This window comes from Aureibaculum flavum (assembly GCF_016406085.1).
GTDB lineage: Bacteria > Bacteroidota > Bacteroidia > Flavobacteriales > Flavobacteriaceae > Aureibaculum > Aureibaculum flavum.
Window position 1 is genome coordinate 500862 of record NZ_JAEHFJ010000001.1, and the last position, 21282, is coordinate 522143.

At 34.2% G+C, this 21282-nt stretch carries 22 protein-coding genes; 7 read left to right on the forward strand and 15 right to left on the reverse strand.

All coding sequences use genetic code 11. The features are described from left to right. Positions 1-2: 2 nt before the first annotated feature. The gene (locus JBL43_RS02150) at positions 3-695 is read right to left on the reverse strand and encodes an ABC transporter ATP-binding protein (protein WP_138950374.1); all 693 of its coding nucleotides are present in this window, start codon (positions 693-695) and stop codon (positions 3-5) included. Positions 696-793: 98 nt separating this feature from the next. Here JBL43_RS02150 and JBL43_RS02155 point away from each other — a divergent pair, with 98 nt between their 5' ends. Further along, positions 794-1204 (forward strand): thiol-disulfide oxidoreductase DCC family protein, encoded by a 411-nt coding sequence (locus JBL43_RS02155; RefSeq protein ID WP_198839830.1) that lies wholly within the window; start codon positions 794-796, stop codon positions 1202-1204. Between the two features lie 38 nt (positions 1205-1242). On the opposite strand, the gene JBL43_RS02160 is transcribed toward JBL43_RS02155, so the two are convergent. Both JBL43_RS02160 and JBL43_RS02165 read right to left on the reverse strand, forming a co-directional pair. Next, positions 1243-2094 (reverse strand): sulfurtransferase, encoded by an 852-nt coding sequence (locus JBL43_RS02160; protein ID WP_198839831.1) that lies wholly within the window; start codon positions 2092-2094, stop codon positions 1243-1245. 59 nt (positions 2095-2153) lie between these two features. Further along, the gene (locus tag JBL43_RS02165) at positions 2154-3458 is read right to left on the reverse strand and encodes a dicarboxylate/amino acid:cation symporter (protein ID WP_198839832.1); all 1305 of its coding nucleotides are present in this window, start codon (positions 3456-3458) and stop codon (positions 2154-2156) included. Between the two features lie 298 nt (positions 3459-3756). On the opposite strand from JBL43_RS02165, the gene JBL43_RS02170 reads away from it, so the two are divergent. Together JBL43_RS02170 and JBL43_RS02175 are read left to right on the forward strand one after the other, a co-directional pair. Beyond that, entirely contained in the window at positions 3757-4398 is a 642-nt protein-coding gene (locus tag JBL43_RS02170; protein ID WP_198839833.1) for a DUF937 domain-containing protein, read from the forward strand. 100 nt (positions 4399-4498) lie between these two features. Beyond that, positions 4499-4807, forward strand: a complete 309-nt coding sequence (locus JBL43_RS02175; protein WP_198839834.1) for a DUF6787 family protein — start codon at positions 4499-4501, stop codon at positions 4805-4807. 50 nt (positions 4808-4857) lie between these two features. Here JBL43_RS02175 and JBL43_RS02180 read toward each other — a convergent pair whose 3' ends face one another. From JBL43_RS02180 to JBL43_RS02200, 5 genes are all read right to left on the reverse strand, one after another. After that, positions 4858-5193 carry a DUF2853 family protein gene (locus tag JBL43_RS02180; RefSeq protein ID WP_198839835.1) on the reverse strand — a complete coding sequence of 112 codons (336 nt, stop codon included), beginning with the start codon at positions 5191-5193 and terminating at the stop codon, positions 4858-4860. Positions 5194-5303: 110 nt separating this feature from the next. Further along, the gene (locus JBL43_RS02185) at positions 5304-5624 is read right to left on the reverse strand and encodes a hypothetical protein (protein WP_198839836.1); all 321 of its coding nucleotides are present in this window, start codon (positions 5622-5624) and stop codon (positions 5304-5306) included. 189 nt (positions 5625-5813) lie between these two features. After that, positions 5814-6410 (reverse strand): GTP cyclohydrolase I FolE, encoded by a 597-nt coding sequence (folE, locus tag JBL43_RS02190; protein WP_138950382.1) that lies wholly within the window; start codon positions 6408-6410, stop codon positions 5814-5816. 190 nt (positions 6411-6600) lie between these two features. Beyond that, positions 6601-7251, reverse strand: a complete 651-nt coding sequence (gene msrA, locus JBL43_RS02195) for a peptide-methionine (S)-S-oxide reductase MsrA (protein WP_198839837.1) — start codon at positions 7249-7251, stop codon at positions 6601-6603. 66 nt (positions 7252-7317) lie between these two features. After that, positions 7318-8664, reverse strand: coding sequence for a M28 family metallopeptidase (locus JBL43_RS02200; RefSeq protein WP_198839838.1), 1347 nt, complete (start codon positions 8662-8664; stop codon positions 7318-7320). Between the two features lie 172 nt (positions 8665-8836). Between JBL43_RS02200 and JBL43_RS02205 the strand changes: the two genes are divergently transcribed. Further along, entirely contained in the window at positions 8837-9328 is a 492-nt protein-coding gene (locus JBL43_RS02205) for a hypothetical protein (protein ID WP_233098666.1), read from the forward strand. A gap of 49 nt (positions 9329-9377) precedes the next feature. On the opposite strand, the gene JBL43_RS02210 is transcribed toward JBL43_RS02205, so the two are convergent. Continuing rightward, positions 9378-10394, reverse strand: coding sequence for a threonine aldolase family protein (locus tag JBL43_RS02210; protein WP_198839839.1), 1017 nt, complete (start codon positions 10392-10394; stop codon positions 9378-9380). 133 nt (positions 10395-10527) lie between these two features. Beyond that, positions 10528-12927 (reverse strand): zinc-dependent metalloprotease, encoded by a 2400-nt coding sequence (locus JBL43_RS02215; protein ID WP_198839840.1) that lies wholly within the window; start codon positions 12925-12927, stop codon positions 10528-10530. A gap of 284 nt (positions 12928-13211) precedes the next feature. Here JBL43_RS02215 and prfB point away from each other — a divergent pair, with 284 nt between their 5' ends. Genes prfB through JBL43_RS02230 form a run of 3 tightly spaced genes read left to right on the forward strand, consistent with a single transcriptional unit; the run spans position 13212 to position 16598 of the window. Next, on the forward strand, positions 13212-14309 hold the full coding sequence (prfB, locus tag JBL43_RS02220; protein WP_198839841.1) for a peptide chain release factor 2: 1098 nt from the start codon (positions 13212-13214) through the stop codon (positions 14307-14309). Beyond that, positions 14299-15978: a phosphoethanolamine transferase gene (locus tag JBL43_RS02225; protein ID WP_198839842.1), complete on the forward strand. Its 1680-nt coding sequence runs from the start codon at positions 14299-14301 to the stop codon at positions 15976-15978. The genes prfB and JBL43_RS02225 overlap by 11 nt, the downstream gene beginning before the upstream one ends. Before the next feature lie 2 nt (positions 15979-15980). Then, positions 15981-16598 carry an HAD family hydrolase gene (locus tag JBL43_RS02230; protein ID WP_198839843.1) on the forward strand — a complete coding sequence of 206 codons (618 nt, stop codon included), beginning with the start codon at positions 15981-15983 and terminating at the stop codon, positions 16596-16598. Here JBL43_RS02230 and JBL43_RS02235 read toward each other — a convergent pair. Genes JBL43_RS02235 through JBL43_RS02255 form a run of 5 tightly spaced genes read right to left on the reverse strand, consistent with a single transcriptional unit; the run spans position 16576 to position 21236 of the window. Further along, complete coding sequence (locus JBL43_RS02235) at positions 16576-17430, reverse strand: 5-oxoprolinase subunit C family protein (RefSeq protein ID WP_198839844.1); 855 nt, start codon at positions 17428-17430, stop codon at positions 16576-16578. The genes JBL43_RS02230 and JBL43_RS02235 overlap by 23 nt on opposite strands. Next, the gene (gene pxpB, locus JBL43_RS02240; RefSeq protein WP_198839845.1) at positions 17427-18155 is read right to left on the reverse strand and encodes a 5-oxoprolinase subunit PxpB; all 729 of its coding nucleotides are present in this window, start codon (positions 18153-18155) and stop codon (positions 17427-17429) included. Before pxpB ends, JBL43_RS02235 begins: the two co-directional genes overlap by 4 nt. Next, positions 18156-18896, reverse strand: coding sequence for a 5-oxoprolinase subunit PxpA (gene pxpA / locus JBL43_RS02245; RefSeq protein ID WP_198839846.1), 741 nt, complete (start codon positions 18894-18896; stop codon positions 18156-18158). 5 nt (positions 18897-18901) lie between these two features. After that, a complete protein-coding gene (locus tag JBL43_RS02250; RefSeq protein ID WP_198839847.1) occupies positions 18902-20128 on the reverse strand; it encodes an Nramp family divalent metal transporter in 1227 nt (408 codons plus the stop codon). Continuing rightward, on the reverse strand, positions 20121-21236 hold the full coding sequence (locus JBL43_RS02255) for a DUF2891 domain-containing protein (RefSeq protein WP_198839848.1): 1116 nt from the start codon (positions 21234-21236) through the stop codon (positions 20121-20123). Before JBL43_RS02255 ends, JBL43_RS02250 begins: the two co-directional genes overlap by 8 nt. Positions 21237-21282: the final 46 nt, after the last annotated feature.

The window sequence follows — 21282 nt, forward strand, 5'->3', positions numbered from 1 at the left end:
ATCTAAGCTTTTACTTTTTGATTAACTTTTTCATCACTGATAATCACACCATCTTTTAACCTTACAATTCGTTTGGATTGTTCCGCTACTTCTTCCTCATGTGTAATTACAAAAACTGTCATTCCTTCATTATTAATTTCTTTTAATAAATCCATCACGGAGTCTGTAGTAGTCGAGTCTAACGCTCCTGTGGGTTCATCAGCCAAAATCACTTTCGGTTGTGTAACCAAAGCTCTAGCAATAGCAACACGTTGTTTTTGTCCACCAGAAAGTTCGCTCGGTAAATGATTTGCCCATGCTCCAAGCCCAACTTTCTCTAAGTATTCCATAGCCGTTTCTTGGCGTTCTTTTCTACCAACACCTGCATAATATAATGGTAATGAGACATTCTCTAAAGCCGTTTTATAATTGATTAAATTAAAGGATTGAAAAACAAATCCTAAAAATTTATTACGTAATACAGCTGCTTTCTTTTCATTCAAATTTTCAATTAGCTCTCCATTAAGAATGTAATCTCCTTCATCATGCACATCTAATAAGCCTACAATATTTAATAATGTTGACTTACCAGAGCCCGAAGACCCCATAATAGATACAAACTCTCCTTCTTCAATTTTTAAATTAAGTCCTTTTAATACATGAAGCGATTCTTTACCCATTGGGTAAGATTTATGAAGATTTTTTATTTCGATCATTATGGTTAATTTTTATACTAAATTAAGAAATCTGTTCGGTACTTTATACTCATGTTACATTTAAAGACGAATCAATAATCATTTTGTAACTTTACTTGATGATAAATTTAAATAACAAATCAATTATTCTATTTGATGGTGTTTGTAACCTATGTAATAACTCGGTTCAATTTATCATTAATAGAGACAAAAATAATCATTTTATATTTGCTTCTTTACAATCAGACGCCGCCCAAGATATTTTGTTACACTTTCAGAGGAATAATTCTGATTTTGACTCTATTATTTTAATTGTCAATGGTAAAATATTCGACAAATCATCAGCTATTCTTAAGATTTTCAACAAGTTGAATGGATTTTGGAAATACAGTTATGTATTCATAATAATTCCAAAATTTATTAGAGATTTTTTTTACACACTTATTGCTCAGAACAGATACAAATGGTTTGGAAAAAAAGACAGTTGTATCATTCCAACAAAAGAGTTAAAAGCAAAATTTTTAATGTAATTAAGATTAAGTGTATACGAACGAAGGTTTTCTTAAAATCAATTCAATTCTATAGGTAATTGATGCAAACTGCCCCACTCCGTCCAAGAACCATCATATACCGCTAAGTTTTTATAACCGGCAACTTCTGCACCAAGTGCTAAAATACAAGCGGTTATTCCAGAGCCACACGAAAAAAGTATTTCAGACTCTTTATCAATTAAATTATCAAATTTTTGAATCAATTCTGTTTGGGATAATAATTTCCCATCATCAATAAGTTCCGTAAAAGGTAAATTTTTTGAATTGGGAATATGACCACTTCGCAAGCCCTCTCTAGGTTCGGGACTTGTGCCTTTAAACCTGTCTGAAGAACGAGCATCTAAAATTAATTTATTACTATCCGACAGTACTTCCAACACCTTTTTATAATCGTATAAAGCACTGGGTTTATAGCTAGATTTAAAATTACCGAGTGCTCCATTATATACTAACAGGGCTTCACTAGCGTAACCTGGTTTTTTCCATTCAGGTAATCCTCCATTTAATACGGCAACATTTTCAAAGCCCATTGCTTTAAATAACCACCATGCTCGCGGACTTGAATACACACCATGTTGATCATAGATCACTATAGCATCATCATGATTTATTCCTAATTTTCGAACTTCTCGTTCAAAAACATCGGGCGTTACAGCTGTATTTGGGAATGGTGCTGTGGTATCAGAAAATATGTTTTTTATATCAAAAAAAAAAGCGTTTTCAATGCCTTCAATTTTATTTGACGCTGATTGTTGTTGTCCAACTTTTGGAAGTGTAGCATCTAAAATTACCAAATTTGATGCAGACTTATTTTCATGAAGCCATTCAACTGAAACTAAAGGTTTATTTATTTTTAATGGAGTACTCATACTTTCAATATTTCTATTTTGCATTGCAAACAACTATCCTTAGCAAACCAACACTTTAATTATTTCTTTTTATAATCATCGTTCCACTCTTTCACATGAGGATCTCCTAATTTATCAACCGATTTAGCAACAACCATTGCGACAGTTGCATCGCCAGTAACATTTACAATAGTTCTACACATGTCTAAAGGCCTGTCAACGGCAAAAATTAGAGCTAAGCCTGCTTCCGGTATTCCTGCTTGAGCCAATACAATTACCAACATTACCATACCTGCACCGGGTACCGCCGCACTTCCTATTGATGCTAATGTTGCCGTAGCCACAATACCCAGCTGTGTAGCAAAACTTAAATCCATACCAAAAGCCTGAGCAATAAAAACCGCCGCAACTGCTTGATATAAACTAGTACCATCCATATTAATAGTGGCTCCTATGGGCAACACAAAACTAGCCACCTCTTCCTCAACTCCAATATGTTCCGTAACACGCTCCATAGTAACGGGTAAGGTTGCTGCACTCGAACTTGTTGAAAATGCTAATAATTGAGCGGGTGCCATATTTTCCATAAAAGATTTCGGACTTCTTTTAGTATACATATACATGATCATATTATATACTACTATCATTAAAGCCAACCCTACAATTACAGTTATAGCATACCAGCCTAAGGCTTTGAATAGATCGAGACTAGGTGATTCCACCACCAAAGCCGCCAACAATGCAAACACCCCATAAGGAGCTGCTAACATTATCAAATCAATCATTTTGAGAATAACCTCATTAAAACCATCGAAGAATTTTTTTACAGGTGTTGATGTTTTCTCGGGAATTAAAATCATTCCAATTCCAAAAAAGATCGCGAAAAAAATCACTTGCAGCATACTGCCGTTATCCGTTGCTGCTTTAAAAATATTTGACGGAATTAAATCTTCAAGAGCTTGTAATGGACCGCTTTCTTTTTGCAGATCTGCATTTGCTTTAATTTTTGCGGCATCACCACCATAACTTTCCACCATCTCCGTCCTCGTCTCTTCAGTTATTGAGCTACCAGGTTTAATTACATTCACCAACACAAGACCTATGGTAACTGCAATTACTGTCGTTATTAAATAGATTCCGATGGTTCTACCTCCCATTTTAGAAAGTTTGGAGATATCTTTTAGATCTGAAACCCCTTTAATTAAGGATCCTAAAATTAAAGGTACTGCAATTAATTTCAAGGAATTAATAAACATATTTCCAAAAGGTTTTACCCAATTTTCAACCATATCACCACCTCCTTCAAAATTTGTCATTCCCCATCCAAAGGCAACCCCTAAAATCATTCCAATTAATATTTGCCAGTGTAATGCTATTTTTTTCATATGATTGATTCTTTGCTATAAATGAAATTAAAAATTAAGAACATATATACATATACTGTTCTCTTATTAAAAGTTTTATTACTATTCTAAATGAACAGAAATATCATTTTTTAATGACCTTTTATTCGCTTTGGGTTTAAAATTTTCTGAAAGATATAAAAAAAGATACTAATTTTATAAAATACTTGATGTGGCTTATCCGTAAAGCGTAAAAAAAATACAATTTAACTGTTTTAGCTTTCCTACAATAATAAATTGTATATTAGGACACGATTTTTAATAACAAATTAAACAAAAAATGGCAAATTTATTAGATTTATTAAATAGTGATTTAGGAAAAACGTTAATCAATGGAGCTAGTCAACAATTAGGACAAGACAAAGCAAAAACAACTTCAGCATTGAGTGCTGCATTACCATTAATTTTAGGAGCAATGAAAAACAATGCTAAAACTCCCGAAGGAGCATCTGGCTTGTTAAGTGCATTAAACAATGATAAACACAGTGGTGGTATATTAGATAATTTAGGCAGCATTTTAGGTGGTGGCGGTATTGATGATGATGTATTAAGTGATGGTGCAGGTATTTTAGGTCACGTATTTGGAGGAAAAGAACAAAATGTAGCGGGTGCAGTAAGCAAATCAAGTGGTTTGGATATGGGCTCAGCAATGCAAATATTAAAAGTAGCAGCTCCATTTATTATGGGAGCATTAGGTAAACAATCGCGTCAACAAGGAGTGACAAGCACAAGCGGTTTAGGTGATTTACTTGGTGGTATGCTTGGTGGTGATGACAACCCTGAAGAACAAAGTATGATTACGCGTTTGTTAGATGCTGATGGAGACGGAAGTGTAATTGATGATGTTGCAGGAATGATTTTAGGTAGCGGAAGTAATAAAGGTGGTGGAATAGGCAGTATTTTAGGCGGTTTATTCAAATAATTTTATACAATTTTATAATTGAAGGTTGGGCATCGCTTAACCTTTTTTTTGTGCTTAATTTTCCTTTTATATTGCATCTGTAAGTCGTAATTTTGCATTTATGTTTGAAAAACTAAAAAAACGTTGGAACTTAACTTCTAACCTACAAGTAATTGCCATATTAGTTGTATTCTCAATTACAGGTTATACCTCGCTAATAATTGCAAAACCCATTTTGGAATTTGTAGGGTTGCCTCAAGCAACTACAAATCCTTGGATCTATAGACCATTACGTATACTACTTATATTTCCATTTTACCAAGTACTGATATTAATTTATGGGTGGTTATTTGGGCAGTTTGAATTTTTCTGGAATTTTGAGAAGAAAATGTTAAGCCGAATAGGATTCAAACGATTTATTAAGCCATAAAAAAAGAGCTACTAAAAGTAACTCTTTGGTATGTAGTGTGTTTTTAAATACTATTTACCCAATTCTTTTTGAACCATATAGTAAAAAGCAACTCTATTTTTTTGTTTAATACCAGACATTTTCTCTGCTACTTTCTTAACCGCTGCTTCACCTTTTTCCTTATCATCAACACCCAATTTTTTTACAACAAAATTCTTTCTTACCGTTTCCAATTCTTTTGGATCCGTACCCGATACTAAAATAGCATCTTTATTACTTACTATTAATCTCATTCTACTTACTAAATCATCCACTAATGCTGTGTCAATTTTTGACACTCCTGATTCTTTTAATTGAGACTCTGCTTTTTCTTTTAATTTAGCTAATTTTTCTGCTAATTCACTCATGATACATGTTTTTTGGTTATTAAATTGTTCTTTGTTAAAACAAAACGAAATTGCACTTTACAATTCGCTTACTAAGTTAAAAAAAATAATGTTAATTAAATAATAAATTCTTAAACATTACCTTTTTTAATTACATATTTGTAAATCCAGGTTAAGGTAAATGTTGGAATAAAATCTAAGCCTGGCACTATTTCTTCTATAAAAGAAACCATACCTCCAATTTTACCTACAGCTCCTTTATACATCTTAAAAACTAATAGTGCTGATATTGGTGCCCAAATAACATCGCTAAATTCGCCAATTCCTGGAATAGCAAATGAAAGCATCCCTACTGCATCAAATAAAATACTTAAGGCTAACAATCCAAACTTACTTGTTGGATTAATTTTATGGGGTATTGGTTCTATAATTTCTGGTTCTATGGTATTCATGTTTATTTTTATTTACTATTAGTATAGCAATAAAAATGCCAAAAACACTTGGCAACCTTTAATTGTAGTATGTTTCTTGTATTTCGACTGGAAACAATCTGAGATTTCTTATTTAATTTACATAACAATAGAGTCTCATTTATTTTCTCTTTGCATCTCGATTTCTATGGTCTTATTCTATGTTAGATATTACGACAATTTAGCACTAATCAATTTCAGAAACTCATTTCTCGTTTCATTGTTTTTAAAAGTACCTCTAAAAGCTGAAGTTGTGGTTACTGAATTTTGTTTTTGAACGCCACGCATCATCATACACATGTGTGAAGCTTCAATAACAACGGCAACCCCTTGAGGCCTTAGCACATTATTAATTGCATTTACAATTTGATCGGTCAATCGTTCTTGCACCTGCAAACGTCTCGAAAAAATATCTACAACACGCGGTAATTTACTCAACCCTACAATTTTTCCATTAGGGATATACGCAATATGAGCTTTACCAAAAAATGGTAAAATATGATGCTCACATAAAGAATACAGTTCAATATCTTTGACAATTACCATTTCAGAATAATCTTCATTAAACAAAGCTGATTTCAAAACTTCTTCCGCATCCATACCGTAACCTGAGGTTAAAAACTGCATGGCTTTTGAGGCTCTTTCCGGAGTTTTCAACAAACCTTCTCTATCTATATCTTCACCAATACTTTCTATAATAGAATGATACTTGTCTTTGATATCTTCAGTTACTTTAATATTGTATTCTTCAAATTTCTTATAAGGCATAAATTATATTTTTTTTAATAACTAAAGGTATGCATAATTAAATGATTGAAAAACTAAAAGCATAAAAAATTCTATCATAAAATGTTATAAATAAATTGGCTTTAATGGTAAACATAAAGTCCGTAAAAAAAGAAAGATTTGCCAAAAACGAATTTCGACAAATCTTTCAAACCAAAAATCAACCAACTCTTTAACTTTTTTTAAGCTTCTCTTTATATTGCTTTTTAAATTTTTCTAACTTCGGGTTAATAACCGCTCTACAATACCCTTGGGTTTTATTATTGTTGTAATAATTTTGATGATAATCTTCTGCGGGATAATAATTATTCAACGCAGTTATTTCTGTTACAATAGCATCATCAAAGATATTTTCTTTCTCCATGGCTGCAATCATCGCTTCTGCAGTTTTCTTCTGCTCCTCATTATGATAAAAAATAGCGGATCGATATTGTGTACCAACATCTGCTCCTTGCCTATTCAATGTTGTTGGATCGTGTGTACTAAAAAACACTTCTAACAATTCCGTGAATGAAATCACCTTTGGGTCAAAAACGACACGAAGTACTTCGGCATGACCTGTAGTACCTGAACTTACTTCTTTATAAGTAGGATTCTTCACTTCACCACCAGCATATGCAGATTCAACTTTACTTACACCTTCTAATTGCTGAAAAATAGCTTCTGTACACCAAAAACATCCATTACCAAATGTTGCCAATTCATTACCATCACCTACCTCTTGAGTAATAGCAACTTTGGTATCTTTACTATTCTCTTCAGCTTTCAAATTACAAGAAAAAAGACTTATCGTTAATATCAAAAAAACACTTTTATGAATCATATTCATTATTTTATAGGTAAGACGAAGCATGAGTTATAATATTACAGACTTAAGAAAACTTTAACATTAGTCTCTTCCAATCAATTGATTTGGAAATTGCACTAAACTTTCCGCACCGTTTTTTCCAATACTAGCAACACCAAATAAGTAATTATCAATCACTATATTCTTTAATGCATATGCTGTTACTTTACCTATAAACCGACTGTATTGCCATTGTGGCGAAGTAGTATCTCGCCAATATATTTTATAACCTATTAAGTGATCATCTTTAACTTCATCCCATTGTAATTGAGTTGAGGGTTGCACAACTCCACCAATTTTAACATTTTTAGGTGCCAACGGAGCAGATGCCAATGAAGCTAAAGTCAACGCATTAACAGCCGTTAATTTAGAAGCATAATCAAAATTAACAGCTTCTAATACATCACCATATTTAATTCCATTTTCCGTACGGATATCTTGATGCTGTTGATTATAATTTTCATGTGTTTCCATTATACGAACACCTGTAAAACCAGCATCATTAAAGGGTCTATGATGTCCACCTCTTCCAAATCTATCCAATCTATAAATCATAATAGCATCTAAATTTGTCATATAATCGTCTGTAATCTTATCAATATACCGTGCCAACTGCCGTGATGGCCCATCTACCTCACCACCATAATACCGCATAGCAGCTCTTTGTTTATCTGTGGTGGCCATAGAAATTGCTTCTGAAAAGACGCGAAAAGTACTGTTATCAATTACACCATCAATACCTTTTATATTGCCAATCATATCATTATTTATTACCCCTACAATATTCCATCCTTCTTCTTTAGCAACTTTAGCCATGTATTGTCCACCAAATAAACCTTGCTCTTCACCTGAAAGTCCCACATAAATAATAGATACTGGAAATTTATATGCACTCAACACTCTGGCTGCTTCTATAGTTCCCGCCATTCCTGAGGCATTATCATTAGCTCCAGGCGAATCTGATGTGAAATTATTAGCATCTGAAACACGAGAATCAATATCTCCCGACATAATTACATAGCTGTTAGGATATTTTGTACCTCTTTGAGTGGCCAATACGTTTACAACATAGGTATCTTTAACAATTCGTCTATTATCTTTTGGCACTAAGTTACGTTGATAACTAACCTCTAAACAATCGTCACATGCTTTAGATATGTTATCAAACTCTGACTTTATCCAACGTCTGGCGGCACCAATGCCTCTTGTTTTTGAAACTGTATCTGACAACGTATGCCGTGTTCCAAAATTGACAAGCGTTCGCACATCTTTTTCAATGCGGTCAGCTGAAGGAGCGGTAGCAATTTCTGTTAATATTTTTGAAACATCGCTTTGAGCAGATGCTATTGTTGTACATGCGATTAGGATAAGTGTAACTAGTGTTTTCATTTTTTTTATTATTTCAGTGTTATAGCGACGCGATGCCTCACGTTTTTATGCCAGATTTAAATTATTTCAATTGATCATCATCATCCATTTGAATGGACTTTTTCAAATAATGCAACTACATATTCAATAGTTCAATTATTTCACTATTTTCGTAAAAATAATTTAAAATACTATGAAAAAGATACTTATAGTTTGTTTTCTATTAACATCTGCGTACATATTTTCTCAAAATGACGATAAACCTAAATTTTGGGGCAATGTTCAATTTGGTGGTGGTTTAGGATTAAATTTCAGTAATAATTATACAACCCTCTCTATTTCACCAAGTGCTATTTACAACTTTAACCAATATGTTGCAGCTGGCCCTGGATTGAGTTATTTATACTCTAAATACAGAGACGTCAAATCGAACGTATATGGTGCAGGACTCATAACTTTAATTAACCCGATACCAAATTTACAATTTTCAGTAGAGTACGAGCATTTGTTTGTAACCCAAAAAATAGCCTTTGATAAAACAAATTTTGACTATCCATCACTATATTTGGGTGGAGCTTACCGTATGGGTAACTTTTCTGCAGGACTACGTTTTGACGTTTTATACGATAGCGATAAGACTATTTATTCTTCAGCCGTTTCTCCAATTTTTAGATTTTATTTTTAAACATATTGCAAACAGACATGATGCTTATTAACTGACTGGTACTTCATTATTATTTTTGCAATACCTGTACTACATGTTCAACCATTTCATCAGTAATATCCAAATGAAATACCATTCGCAATTTACCTTGTCCCATTCCAGTAATTAAAATATTTTCTTCTGCTAATTTATTTACAAAATCAGTATCATCAATATCATCATTGGTATAAAATATAACAATATTAGTTTCTACAGGTTCTACTTTTTTGATATCGTTGGAAGCCTCAAGAGCAGCTCCAACCTTTTTTGCATTATTATGATCTTCCACTAAACGATCTACATGATTATCTAAGGCATAGATTCCTGCCGCTGCTAAATAACCAATTTGACGCATGCCACCTCCCATTGTTTTTCTATAACGCAAGGCTTTTTTAATATGTTCATTTGAACCTAAAAGCAATGACCCTACAGGACACCCTAACCCTTTTGATAAGCAAATAGAAATGGTATCAAACATAACTCCGTATTGTTGCGGCCGTTCCTTTTTAGCAATCAATGCATTGTACAATCGTGCTCCATCTAAATGCAACGCCAAGTCTTGTTGTTGACAAACCTGTTTAATTTTTTTAAGCTCTTTTAGATTCCAACAGGCACCACCGGCTTTATTCGCTGTGTTTTCTATGGTTACCAATGTTGTAATTGCTTGGTGAATATCTTCACGGTTACTCACTTTCTCCATGAGCTGCTCGGCAGTAAACATACCTCTATCACCATCAATTAAATTGCAAGACACTCCGGAATTAAAAGATACCCCACCACCTTCATAATTATAAACATGGCTCCACTTATCGCAAATAAGCTGTTCACCAGGTTGGGTATGTATTTTAACAGCCACTTGATTTGCCATTGTTCCTGATGGAAAAAACAAAGCAGCTTCCATTCCAAAAAGTCTTGCTATTTTTTCTTGTAGGTGATTTACAGTTGGATCAGCGTTAAACACATCATCCCCAACCTCAGCGTTAAACATGGCTTTTAACATTCCTTCAGTTGGTTTAGTAACTGTATCTGATAATAGGTTTATAGTCATTATATTTATTTGATATTAGAATAATTGAACACAAAACACTCCTAAAGTCCACTCAAAGAGACAATATTTAATATTTTGGCGATATATTATTTTCTTTTCTATACGCTCCAAGTAATTACAAATTCGAGATAATCTACTCCATTCCAATAGGTGAACCATCAGGAATTTTAGGAGCTTCTGTTTTTTTATAATTTGTTGGATTTTTTTTAAATTTTTCGATATTATTTACGAACTCTATGTTTATCATTTTTTGCAGTTCGGTTGTTTTTGAAGAGTTCAACCAACTTTCAAGCTCATTAAGCTTTGCATTAACGATGGCATTTACTTGCAGATAATTATCTTCATATGCAGCTAATGCAAATAGCTGATTCAGTACTTGTGCATTCACTATATTTTGCAACTCTCGATGATATGTATTTTCATGTTGTTTCTTAAAGGTCTCTTTTATCACTGCATCAATTACCTCAATAAGTCCCAATTGCGAAGCGTCTAAACTTTTATGCTGCACTAAACGTGAAGCTCTTTGTGGATGGAATAAAAAGCTCAGGGTCATTTCTGAAGCGGTTTCTACGGCTCCAAAAGGATCAAAAGCTACCCCATTTTTACTTTTAAAAGATTCTCTACTTCTACCATACCCCATGGCTCTCGGTGGAAATAAATCCAATACCTTTTCGGGAATTGCAAGGTTTTCTACTGCTAATGTTTTTAATAAATTATCTAAAGCTTTACGTTCAATAGCCCCACTTACTCTTTTCACTATTTGAGAATTACCACCCTTTACAGCATAACTATAATCCAATCCACCAATCATTTTAGCAGTGGCTTCAGTTTGATAACGATGGAAAAAATACAAGGGTACAAAAACATCTTCCAGCACAGAATAAGGTTCGCTTGATTTTATATTATCCTTAGAAAAATTAGCAATTGCCTTCTTTCTAATTTTCAATACCTCTAGCAATTCATTGGCTGGATCAGATCCATTATCCCACAAATGAGCATAGCCATGTGCACTACCTGCCGGTCTTGCATCTTGATCAGAAATATATCGCATTCCATTCATAAATGCATTATTTAATAGCTGCGGCAGCATATCCTCTTCTTTTTGTCCGTTAGGAAAATCCTGATACGAATAGGCAACGGTAACTTTATCCCATTCGCCAATACCAACAGCATAGGCATCTGAAAAATCTATCGTTCCTTCTGTTAATTTAAGTTGAGGATGTGGATAGTCCATTACCGAACCTCTATTTTTTGTACTGGCGGCAAAATTATGAGCAAAACCAATGGTGTGCCCCACTTCATGAGCTGCCAATTGACGAATTCTTGCCAAAGCCATTTCCAAGGCAAAATTATCATCGCTATTATTCGTAGCATATGGAGCTTGCAAGGCCTGTGCAATCAAAAAATCCTGACGAATACGTAAAGAACCTAAACTTACATGACCTTTTAAAATCTCTCCCGTTCTAGGGTCAGAAATACTACCTCCATAACTCCAACCACGTGTAGAACGATGTACCCATTGAATTACATTATATCTTAAATCTAATGGATCAGCACCTTCAGGAAGCATTTTAACCTGAAAAGCATTTTTATAACCAATGGCTTCAAAAGCCTCATTCCACCAACTCGCACCTTCTAACAAAGCCGACCGAACAGGTTCTGGAGCTCCACGATCCAAATAATAAACAATAGGTTCTTTAGCTTCACTTATGGTAGCATTCGGATCTTTCTTTTCTAATCGGTGACGGTAAATAAATCGTTTTACAATTGATTCATTTACAGGGGTCGCATAATCCATATAACTCATCGGATAAGAACCTGAACGGGGATCGTACTTTCTCGTTTTATAATCACTATCTGGCAACTCAACAAATGAATGATGTTGCCCCACTGTAACTGACGACGCATCTGGCGTAACACTTCTTATATTATACCCCTTAGCACTCCCCTTAAAAGTTAGCATTACATCAAATTCCACGTTCTTCCGAAATGCCTTAGTACGCTCCAGATTAAAAGCACTGCGACTTTTATCTAAACTGTAACTCCCTTGATCATTTCGCTGTAATCTATTAGCAACCCCATGAGCATCTCGCATTAAGAAATCAGTTGCATCTACCAAATAACGCTTCTTTTTTTCTTCCTTAATCACAAATCCATATAACACTGATTTTGCAAAAGCCTCTTCTATCGACTTTCGTTCATCCTCATTCTCTGTGATAGCCCGATATGATAAATTGGGTTGAATTAATAAAATTTTATTACCGGCTTTTTTAAATTTCACCACCACACCATCACCCAATTGCCCTCTATCTAAACCAATATCGTTTGAACCTAAACCTTCAGACAAAGCGTTTACATAGAGAAATTCTGTATCTAACTTATCAATTTCTAGATAGATTTTATCTTCACCTTCGTCATAATAGAAATTCACATAGCCTTCGTATTTGGTTACACTCTTACTATCTTTAAAGAATTGAGCATACCCTAATTGAAAAATTAAGAAAAACAGTAAGGCTAAAGTTGATTTTTTCATAGGTTAGATATTTTGGTTAAAACTACTAATTTAAATACACAAATTCAACCTGCTTAAATTATCTAATCTCATTTTTTAGTTTAATTTTGTCATAAAGGAATTTTTTGATAAGTCTAAAATGCGGTATAAGTTTAAATAAGTTACATTGGAGTCTATACTATTTTTACGTTAACAATTCCTTTATTTTACCTCACCCAGAACTTCAAAAAAATAAGTTCTGACCTCTCCCAAGGAGAGGTGAATTTGAATCCCTTAAACAAATATCTGGGAATATTTTATAGAGTATGATTACACAAGAAACCATAAAAGATATTGACGAGCGAATCATAAAGCTCAAAGATTACCTAAATATCGATCAGAAATTGATTGAAATTAGTAATGAAGAGGAAAAAGCTTCTAATCCCGATTTTTGGAATAACCCAAGAACCGCAGAAGTATTGATGAAATCTTTACGTGAAAAGAAAAAATGGGTAGAAGATTACAATCTACTTATTACGCATGGAGAAGAACTTCAAATTCTATTTGATTTTTATAAAGAGGGAGAATCGTCTGAAGAGGAAATCATGAAAAGCTACCATAAGGCGAATAACCTGTTGGAAGGTTTAGAGTTTAAAAACATGCTTTCTGACGAAGGTGATAATTTAAGTGCTGTATTACAAGTGACAGCGGGTGCCGGAGGTACAGAAAGTTGCGACTGGGCCGAAATGTTAATGCGAATGTATTTAATGTGGAGTGAAAAACAAGGTTTTAAAGTTAAAGAACTCAACCTTCAGAGTGGAGATGTAGCAGGAATAAAAACGGTAACCATAGAAATTGATGGCGACTTCGCTTTTGGTTATCTAAAAGGCGAAAATGGGGTACATAGACTTGTTAGAATTTCCCCTTTTGATAGTAATGCAAAACGGCATACTTCATTTGCTTCGGTTTACGTATATCCTTTGGCAGATGATAGTATTCAAATTGAAATTAATCCCGCTGATATATCATGGGATTTTGCTAGATCAAGTGGTGCCGGTGGTCAAAATGTAAATAAAGTAGAAACCAAGGCTATCCTAACCCACCACCCTACGGGCATTGTAATTCATAATTCTGAAACACGTTCTCAATTGGAGAATCGTGACAAAGCTATGGTGATGTTAAAATCGCAACTCTATGAAATTGAATTACAAAAACAACGTGAAAAACGTGACGAAATAGAATCAAATAAAATGAAAATTGACTTTGGTTCTCAGATTCGAAATTATGTGATGCACCCTTATAAATTAGTAAAAGACGTACGTACAGGTCATGAAACTGGAAATGTAGATGCCGTAATGGATGGTGATTTAGATGGGTTTATCAAAGCCTTTTTAATGGCTGCAGGTCAGAAAAATGAATCGTAAAAAACAATATTTCTATTTGGCATTACTATGGTTAATTGTAATGTTACCCAACCTTTTATTAATTGTAATAGGCGAAGACTCTGTTATTGCTTCCTTTCTTAAAAAAATAGTGTTCTTTATTTTATGTAGTGCACTCACAACATTTCTTCTTTCTTTTTTGAAACCAAAATATTTTGGTTGGTTTACCCTTATTGTATTTCCTTTTCTTGTTTTTGAGCTGTCTATGATATATTATTACAAAGCTCCCTCTTCCGAGGAATCAATAAGCTTATTGTTTTTAACCAACTATCATGAGGCAACTGAAATTATTAAAGGAAACTTACAACTACTCCTTTTTACAATTGCTTTTCTTTTTGTAATACTTTGGTTAATTATAAAACTTAAAAAAGAATTTAAACTTTACAAAAGGCAAAGAATTGCCATCTTTTTATTTTCAATTTCTATAATTGGTATTTTATATATTAGAAATGTTTATGCGGCAAGTAAATTACATGATAACTTATCTGAAACATTAAATTCAGCAAACTATTCGCTGCAGGTTCAGCTAGGTAAAATATTCCCATTAGACGTTTTTATAAAATTGAATAGTGTGTCTAAAGGAATAAAAAAGAGAAAGGAATATAAAGAAAATGTTAAAGATTTTAAGTTTGGTGCTATAAAAAATGACACTCTAAAAGAATCTGAAATATATGTTTTAGTAATTGGTGAAACCGCTAGAAAACATAACTTTAGCATATATGGCTACCCTAGAAAAACGAGTCCAAATTTAGATACGATTACAAACGTGATTCCCTTTACAAATGTAAATTCAGCCGCAAACCTCACTTCAATTAGCATACCTTTTATTTTAACCAGAGCCACCCCAAATAACATGGAGGCGAAATTTAATGAGCCTGCCGTTGTCAATGCTTTTAAAGAAGCAGGATTCAAAACCTACTGGATTACAAACCAATCCATAGGAATTGGTAGTGTTTTTGGTTTCTATTCAAGTTTAGCGGACACCTATGAAAATACAGCCGTTTCATTGGATGCCGCTACCTATGATGCTGCCCTATTCCCAATTTTACATACATTTTTACAAGATACAAAAAACACAAAAAAGTTTATTGTAATACACACCATCGGGAGTCATTTTAGATATAATTATCGATATCCAGAATCTTATAACATCTTTAAACCTTCATTAACTAGAGATCTTTCTTTGGAAAACACGACTAGTATTTCAAAAAAAGAAGAACTGATCAATAGCTATGACAATTCAATATTTTATACTGATTTCGTTCTAAATAATATTATTGAACAATTAAAAAGCACCAAATCCAATTCATATCTTTACTACATATCAGATCATGGTGAAAATTTATATGACGATGAGGACAACAAGTTACTTCATGGCTTTATTAACCCTACGAAATATGAAATAGAAGTTCCGTTAATAGTTTGGACTTCAGATGAATATAATAAAAATTACCCCCAAAAGATTAAAAATTTAAAAAGAAACCAACACTTAAAGATATCGTCTACGAATAGCTTTCACACATTGCTAGACATGGCGAACATATACTATCCTTCAGAAAAGCTAAAGTTTAGTTTTGCAGATAGCGTGTTTAACAAAAATCAAAATAGGTATCTTTACAAAACGAATGGTGAAGTATTAAAATTAGAATAATTATGAGCAAAATAGACACTATAATCTTCGACTTGGGTGGTGTTTTGATAGATTGGAATCCGAAATATGTATATCGAGAAGTATTTGACGGCGATGAAGAAAAGGTAGATTGGTTTTTAAACGAAATCTGCACAATGGATTGGAACGTAGCACACGACGCAGGACGTTCATTAAAGGATGGTACAGAACTCTTAATTAATCAATACCCACAATACGAAGCTTGGATTCGAATATACTACGATCGATGGGCAGATATGTTGGGTGGCCCGATTAAAGACTCCGTAAACATCTTAAATAAGCTCAAAAAAGCAAATATGACGCAATTGTACGCTTTAACCAATTGGAGTGCTGAAACGTTCCCTGTAGCTCTAGAGCGGTACGATTTCCTACAACACTTTGAAGGAATTGTAGTCTCAGGCACGGAAAAAACCAGAAAACCATTTGCAAAAATCTATGAAATAATCATAGACAGATACACTATAACGCCTGAAAACGCAGTGTTTATTGATGATAATTTAGACAATGTAGAAGCGGCTCAACGTCTTGGAATACATGGTATTCACTTCAATTCCGCAAGTCAGTTAGAGGCCGACCTAATCAAACTTGGCGTTCAAGTATAAATTGAATTTTATCTCCTGTAGCTTTTTGTGCCAATTTGTTAATGGCCATTTCACTTAATTGCAACACTCTAGGGTAACCACCGGTTACTTGGCAATCTCGCATTAAAATAATAAACCTACCTGAAGGGGTTAACTGCACCGTTCCAGGCAACACAGCCGATGTTAACATGGAGGGTAAATCATTTTCAATAACCCCTTCTAAACGGTAGCCCATTCGGTTATTATCACTAGAAATAGAAAAAAGTACCGTCCTTAATTGCGTTTTCTGTTTAAAACTCAACAATTCATATTCAGGACCTGGATACACCAACAGGTTCCTGTCTGTAATGTGATCCCTATCAATTTTAACGCTGGCATTTCTTTGTTCCTTAGCATTTTTTAGATTTTCAATAGGTAAAACATCCTCTTTTTTCAGTAATGCTTGTTGCGTAATACCACGATAAAAACTTCGACTCCCCAACACTTTATTGGTTTGAATTCCTCCTTTCACAGCCAGGTAAACACGGGCTCCATAACTGGGTTTATCAAAAGTTAAAATATCTTTTTTAGATACTAATATTGATCTATTTAAGTCGATTAATTCTTCATTTACTTTGGCGGAAAAATCAGCACCACAAATACATATAATCGTTTCTTTTTCAAACAACAAAATAGTTTTACCTAAACCAATTTCTACAAGTGCATCCTGTGGTGAATTACCAATAATATGATTCGCTAACTGAGCCGAATACCGATCCATTACACCAGCGTTAGGCACACCGATATCCACATATTCAAATCGACCTAAATCTTGTATACTCGTAAAAAATCCCGGAGCGATTACGCGTATCATATTTTGGATTTTTTAAGTTTGTATTTTCCTTTTACAACTTCAGATTGAATGTTATGATATTCAGATAATACGACGGATTTAAACTTAATTTCATCACCAGCTTTCGCAAAACAGGGTTCTTTTGCGTTTACATTAAAAAATGAAATAGGCGAATTCCCTATAACATACCAGCCTCCCGCACTAATCGAAGGGTAAATTCCAGTTTGAGCACCGCCAATTGCTACAGACCCTTTTTCAACACGTAATCGAGGGTTCGATTTCCTTGGAATATGCAATCTCTTATCGAGGCCTCCTAAGTATAAAAATCCAGGTAAAAAACCAATGAAATAAACCGTATAAACTGTCGACGAATGCAAGTCTATAATCTCACGATATGTAAGCTCATTTTCAGACCCCAACTCTTCTAAATCAATCCCATATTGAGGGTCATAACAAACAGGGATCTCCCACCTATAATTTTCAGTAATTTCGCCATCAACTTCTTGCTCATAGAGCGATTTTAAGTCCAAAACAACGTCATAGATAATATTTATAGTGCTATCATAAATAATTGTTAATGAATAATATGTATTGATTACCTGAATAATTTGTTTAGGATTATTTTTTAAAATTTTATTTTTGAACGAAATAACGTCTTCGCATATTTTTTCATCAATTCTAGATGGCCATTCGATTAGAATCGCACTTTTTCCATAGCTTTTATATGTCAATCTGAAGACACCCATTTAACCAATTTTAATCCCGAAGTTAGGCAATTTTATAGAGAGGTATTTTAGTATGCGAAGAGCATTATTATTATCACCATGGATACAATAGGTTTTCGCTTTAATTTTCACCACACTCCCATCAATCGTTTTCACTTTTCGCTTAGTTACCATTCTTAACAAATGTTTGAGTACTTTTTTAGCATCAAATATTACGGCGTTCGGCTCAGATCTTGAAACTAAGGTTAAATCTGCATTGTAATTTCTATCGATAAACGCTTCATAACGTACTTTTAACCCCTGCTCTAGTGCCATTTCTGCCAAAACAGAGCCATAAGGAGCATAGAGCCAAACATCTTTTGTAGTATTCTTAACTGCATTGATAAGACATTGAGCAGTTTCAGCATCAACAGCGGCCTTGTTATATAACGCCCCATGAGCTTTCACATGATTCATTGTAGCAACCGATTTTCTCAACTCAACATGAACAGTATTTATTTGATTTTCAAGATTTTGTTGCAATTTATCAAAAGGAATTTCCATCACTTTTCTTCCAAAATTCGCTTTATCAGGATAAGAAGGATGTGCACCAATATGCACACGATGTAATAACGCAAGCCGTATCACCTCTTTTATCGTAGCACTATCACCGGCGTGACCGCCACAAGCAATGCTACAACTACTAATCATTGGCATAAGCTCCTTTTCATTACCTATTCCTTCGCCTACGTCGCAATTTATGTCTAACGTAAATAGATTCATCGTGATTATATCAATTCAAACACCTTAAAGATACTCTTTAATCCTAGAAAAATGGTTACTGCTAAAATTATTAAGCCAATGCCATTTTGAAATTTTGTATTCGTAAAGTCTCCCAACACTGACTTTTTATTCATTATCCACAGTAAAAATCCAGCAATTACAGGTAATAACATCCCATTTGCCGCTTGAGCAAATTTGATAATTTCGATGGGTTTTATTCCCAATGAAGATAACAACACCCCTAAAAACAAAATAAACATCCATACGGCTCGGAATTTAGGAGATTTTAGCTCCGTTCTCCACCCCAAACATCCTGTAGCGACATAAGCAGCAGCTAATGCCGCCGTTATCGTACTTGTGATACCAGCTGCAAACAGACCAATGGCTAAAAAGTATTTTGCGTAGCTACCAAACAAAGGCTCTAGACCTAATGCCAAATCGGCCGCACTGTTTACTTCTTCGTGCTGGATTGCTGCTGCGGAAATAATAATACACATAGACACCAAACCACCCAAGACAACTGCAATAATCGTGTCTTTTCTGGCGTATTTTAAATCGCTCTGCCTACCCCATTTCTCTTTAACCAAACTTGCGTGCAGAAAAAGGTTATAAGGCACTACAGTGGTTCCTATTAAGCCCACAATAGTTAATAGACTACCTTTCGGTGTTTTGGGAATGAATATTCCTTTTATTATTTCTGACAAGTCTGGCTTGGTTAAGATTGCGGTAATTAAAAAAGCAATACTCATGATAGTTACTAACGCTATCAATACCTTTTCGAGCAATTTATAATTACCAACATACAGCAACAAAAAGGCCACAAGACCAATAACAAGACTAAAAACGTTAAGATGTAAACTCCCTATTTCTAGGCTATGATTTTTTAAAACAGTCTCTAAGCCCAACACACTTCCGCTGATATTACCCGCTTCATAAGCCGCATTACCAATAACGATAGCAGACAATACGAGAATGATAATAATTTTTCGAAAGATGGGGTTTTTAATTTCAGTTCTTATAACTTCAGACAACCCTTTTTGAGTGATAATTCCCAATCTGGCAGACATTTCCTGCAACGTAACCGTAGCAATGATAGACAAAACCATTGCCCAAAGCAATGCAAATCCAAAATGAACCCCAGCAATTGTACACAAGGTTACCGTACCCGGACCAATAAAAGCTGCAGCAACTAAGGGACCTGGACCTATATTTTTGAACCAATTTTTAATCAACCGGAATAGAATTTAAAGCATAAATTGCAAAGCTACCCAGCCAATGCCCACCCTCATAACTATCCCCTACGATATTTGGTAAAGAATTATTAATATGCTGATTAGCAATATTTTGAAGATGTTTATATTCAGGTATACTTTCAGCTATTTTATTCAAACTCCAAGCTCTAGAAAAGTTAACCCCGTCTAAATGCACCAACTTACCATCACTTCGATCAGAAACTTCACCAACGGCTAGTGTAAAGTTTTTATTAGATAATTGCGGAAGGAATGTTGCCATCCATTTCTTAAATTCAACTTGAGGTAAAACCCGTTTCATTAAGGCTGCTTCTTCTAAACATGGAGACAAAAAATCAAAACCGCTGGGCTCCCAAGAAATGGGACAATCTGCATCCTTAAAATAAAAATCGTTAGCACGTTTTTCAATTAACGCTGCCAACTCCATATGATTCAACGTCTTCGCATAATCATATGCAAATGAAAGTCCAAACGCCGTATTTGCATGTTCTCCAACACGAATGGGATAGTTTAACTTCGGTAAAAATTCAATGTATTTCTGAACGATTAAATCGGTTAACGGCTGCAAATTTACCTCTAGAATTCTAGCCGTTTCATCATCCCACGTATGAATTCCCTCCGCTAACTTCAAGAGCCAGGCCCATCCATACGTACGCTCATACGATGTATTATGCTCTCCATCAAAATAGGCTACTTCTTTTAAAATATTCTGTTTAGAAATGTTTTTCAGAAGTTTCTCCTTGATTTCAGCTCCATTATCCAATGCCGGAAATTGCTTAAGTAAACTTACCAAACTCCAATGTCCATGCACTGATGAATGCCAATCGAAACAACCATAAAACGCAGGATGCAAGGCTGAAGGCGTTTGCAAATCAGTTGCATCACCAATGGTTTGATTTAATTTATTCGGATATTCAACCTCAATACAACCTACTGGTAACGATGCTAAATGATTAGCTTCTTTTAAGGTGAGTTGAGGTATGGGAGCACTAACTATTTGTTTTTTGGGAGACTGTTCTTGTGTTTTAGAGTCCGATTTTTTACAACTTACAATAATCAACAAACACAACAATGCATTAAAGTACCTCATATTTTATAACTATATATAGAATTAAAGCACACCTATTCTATTCGCT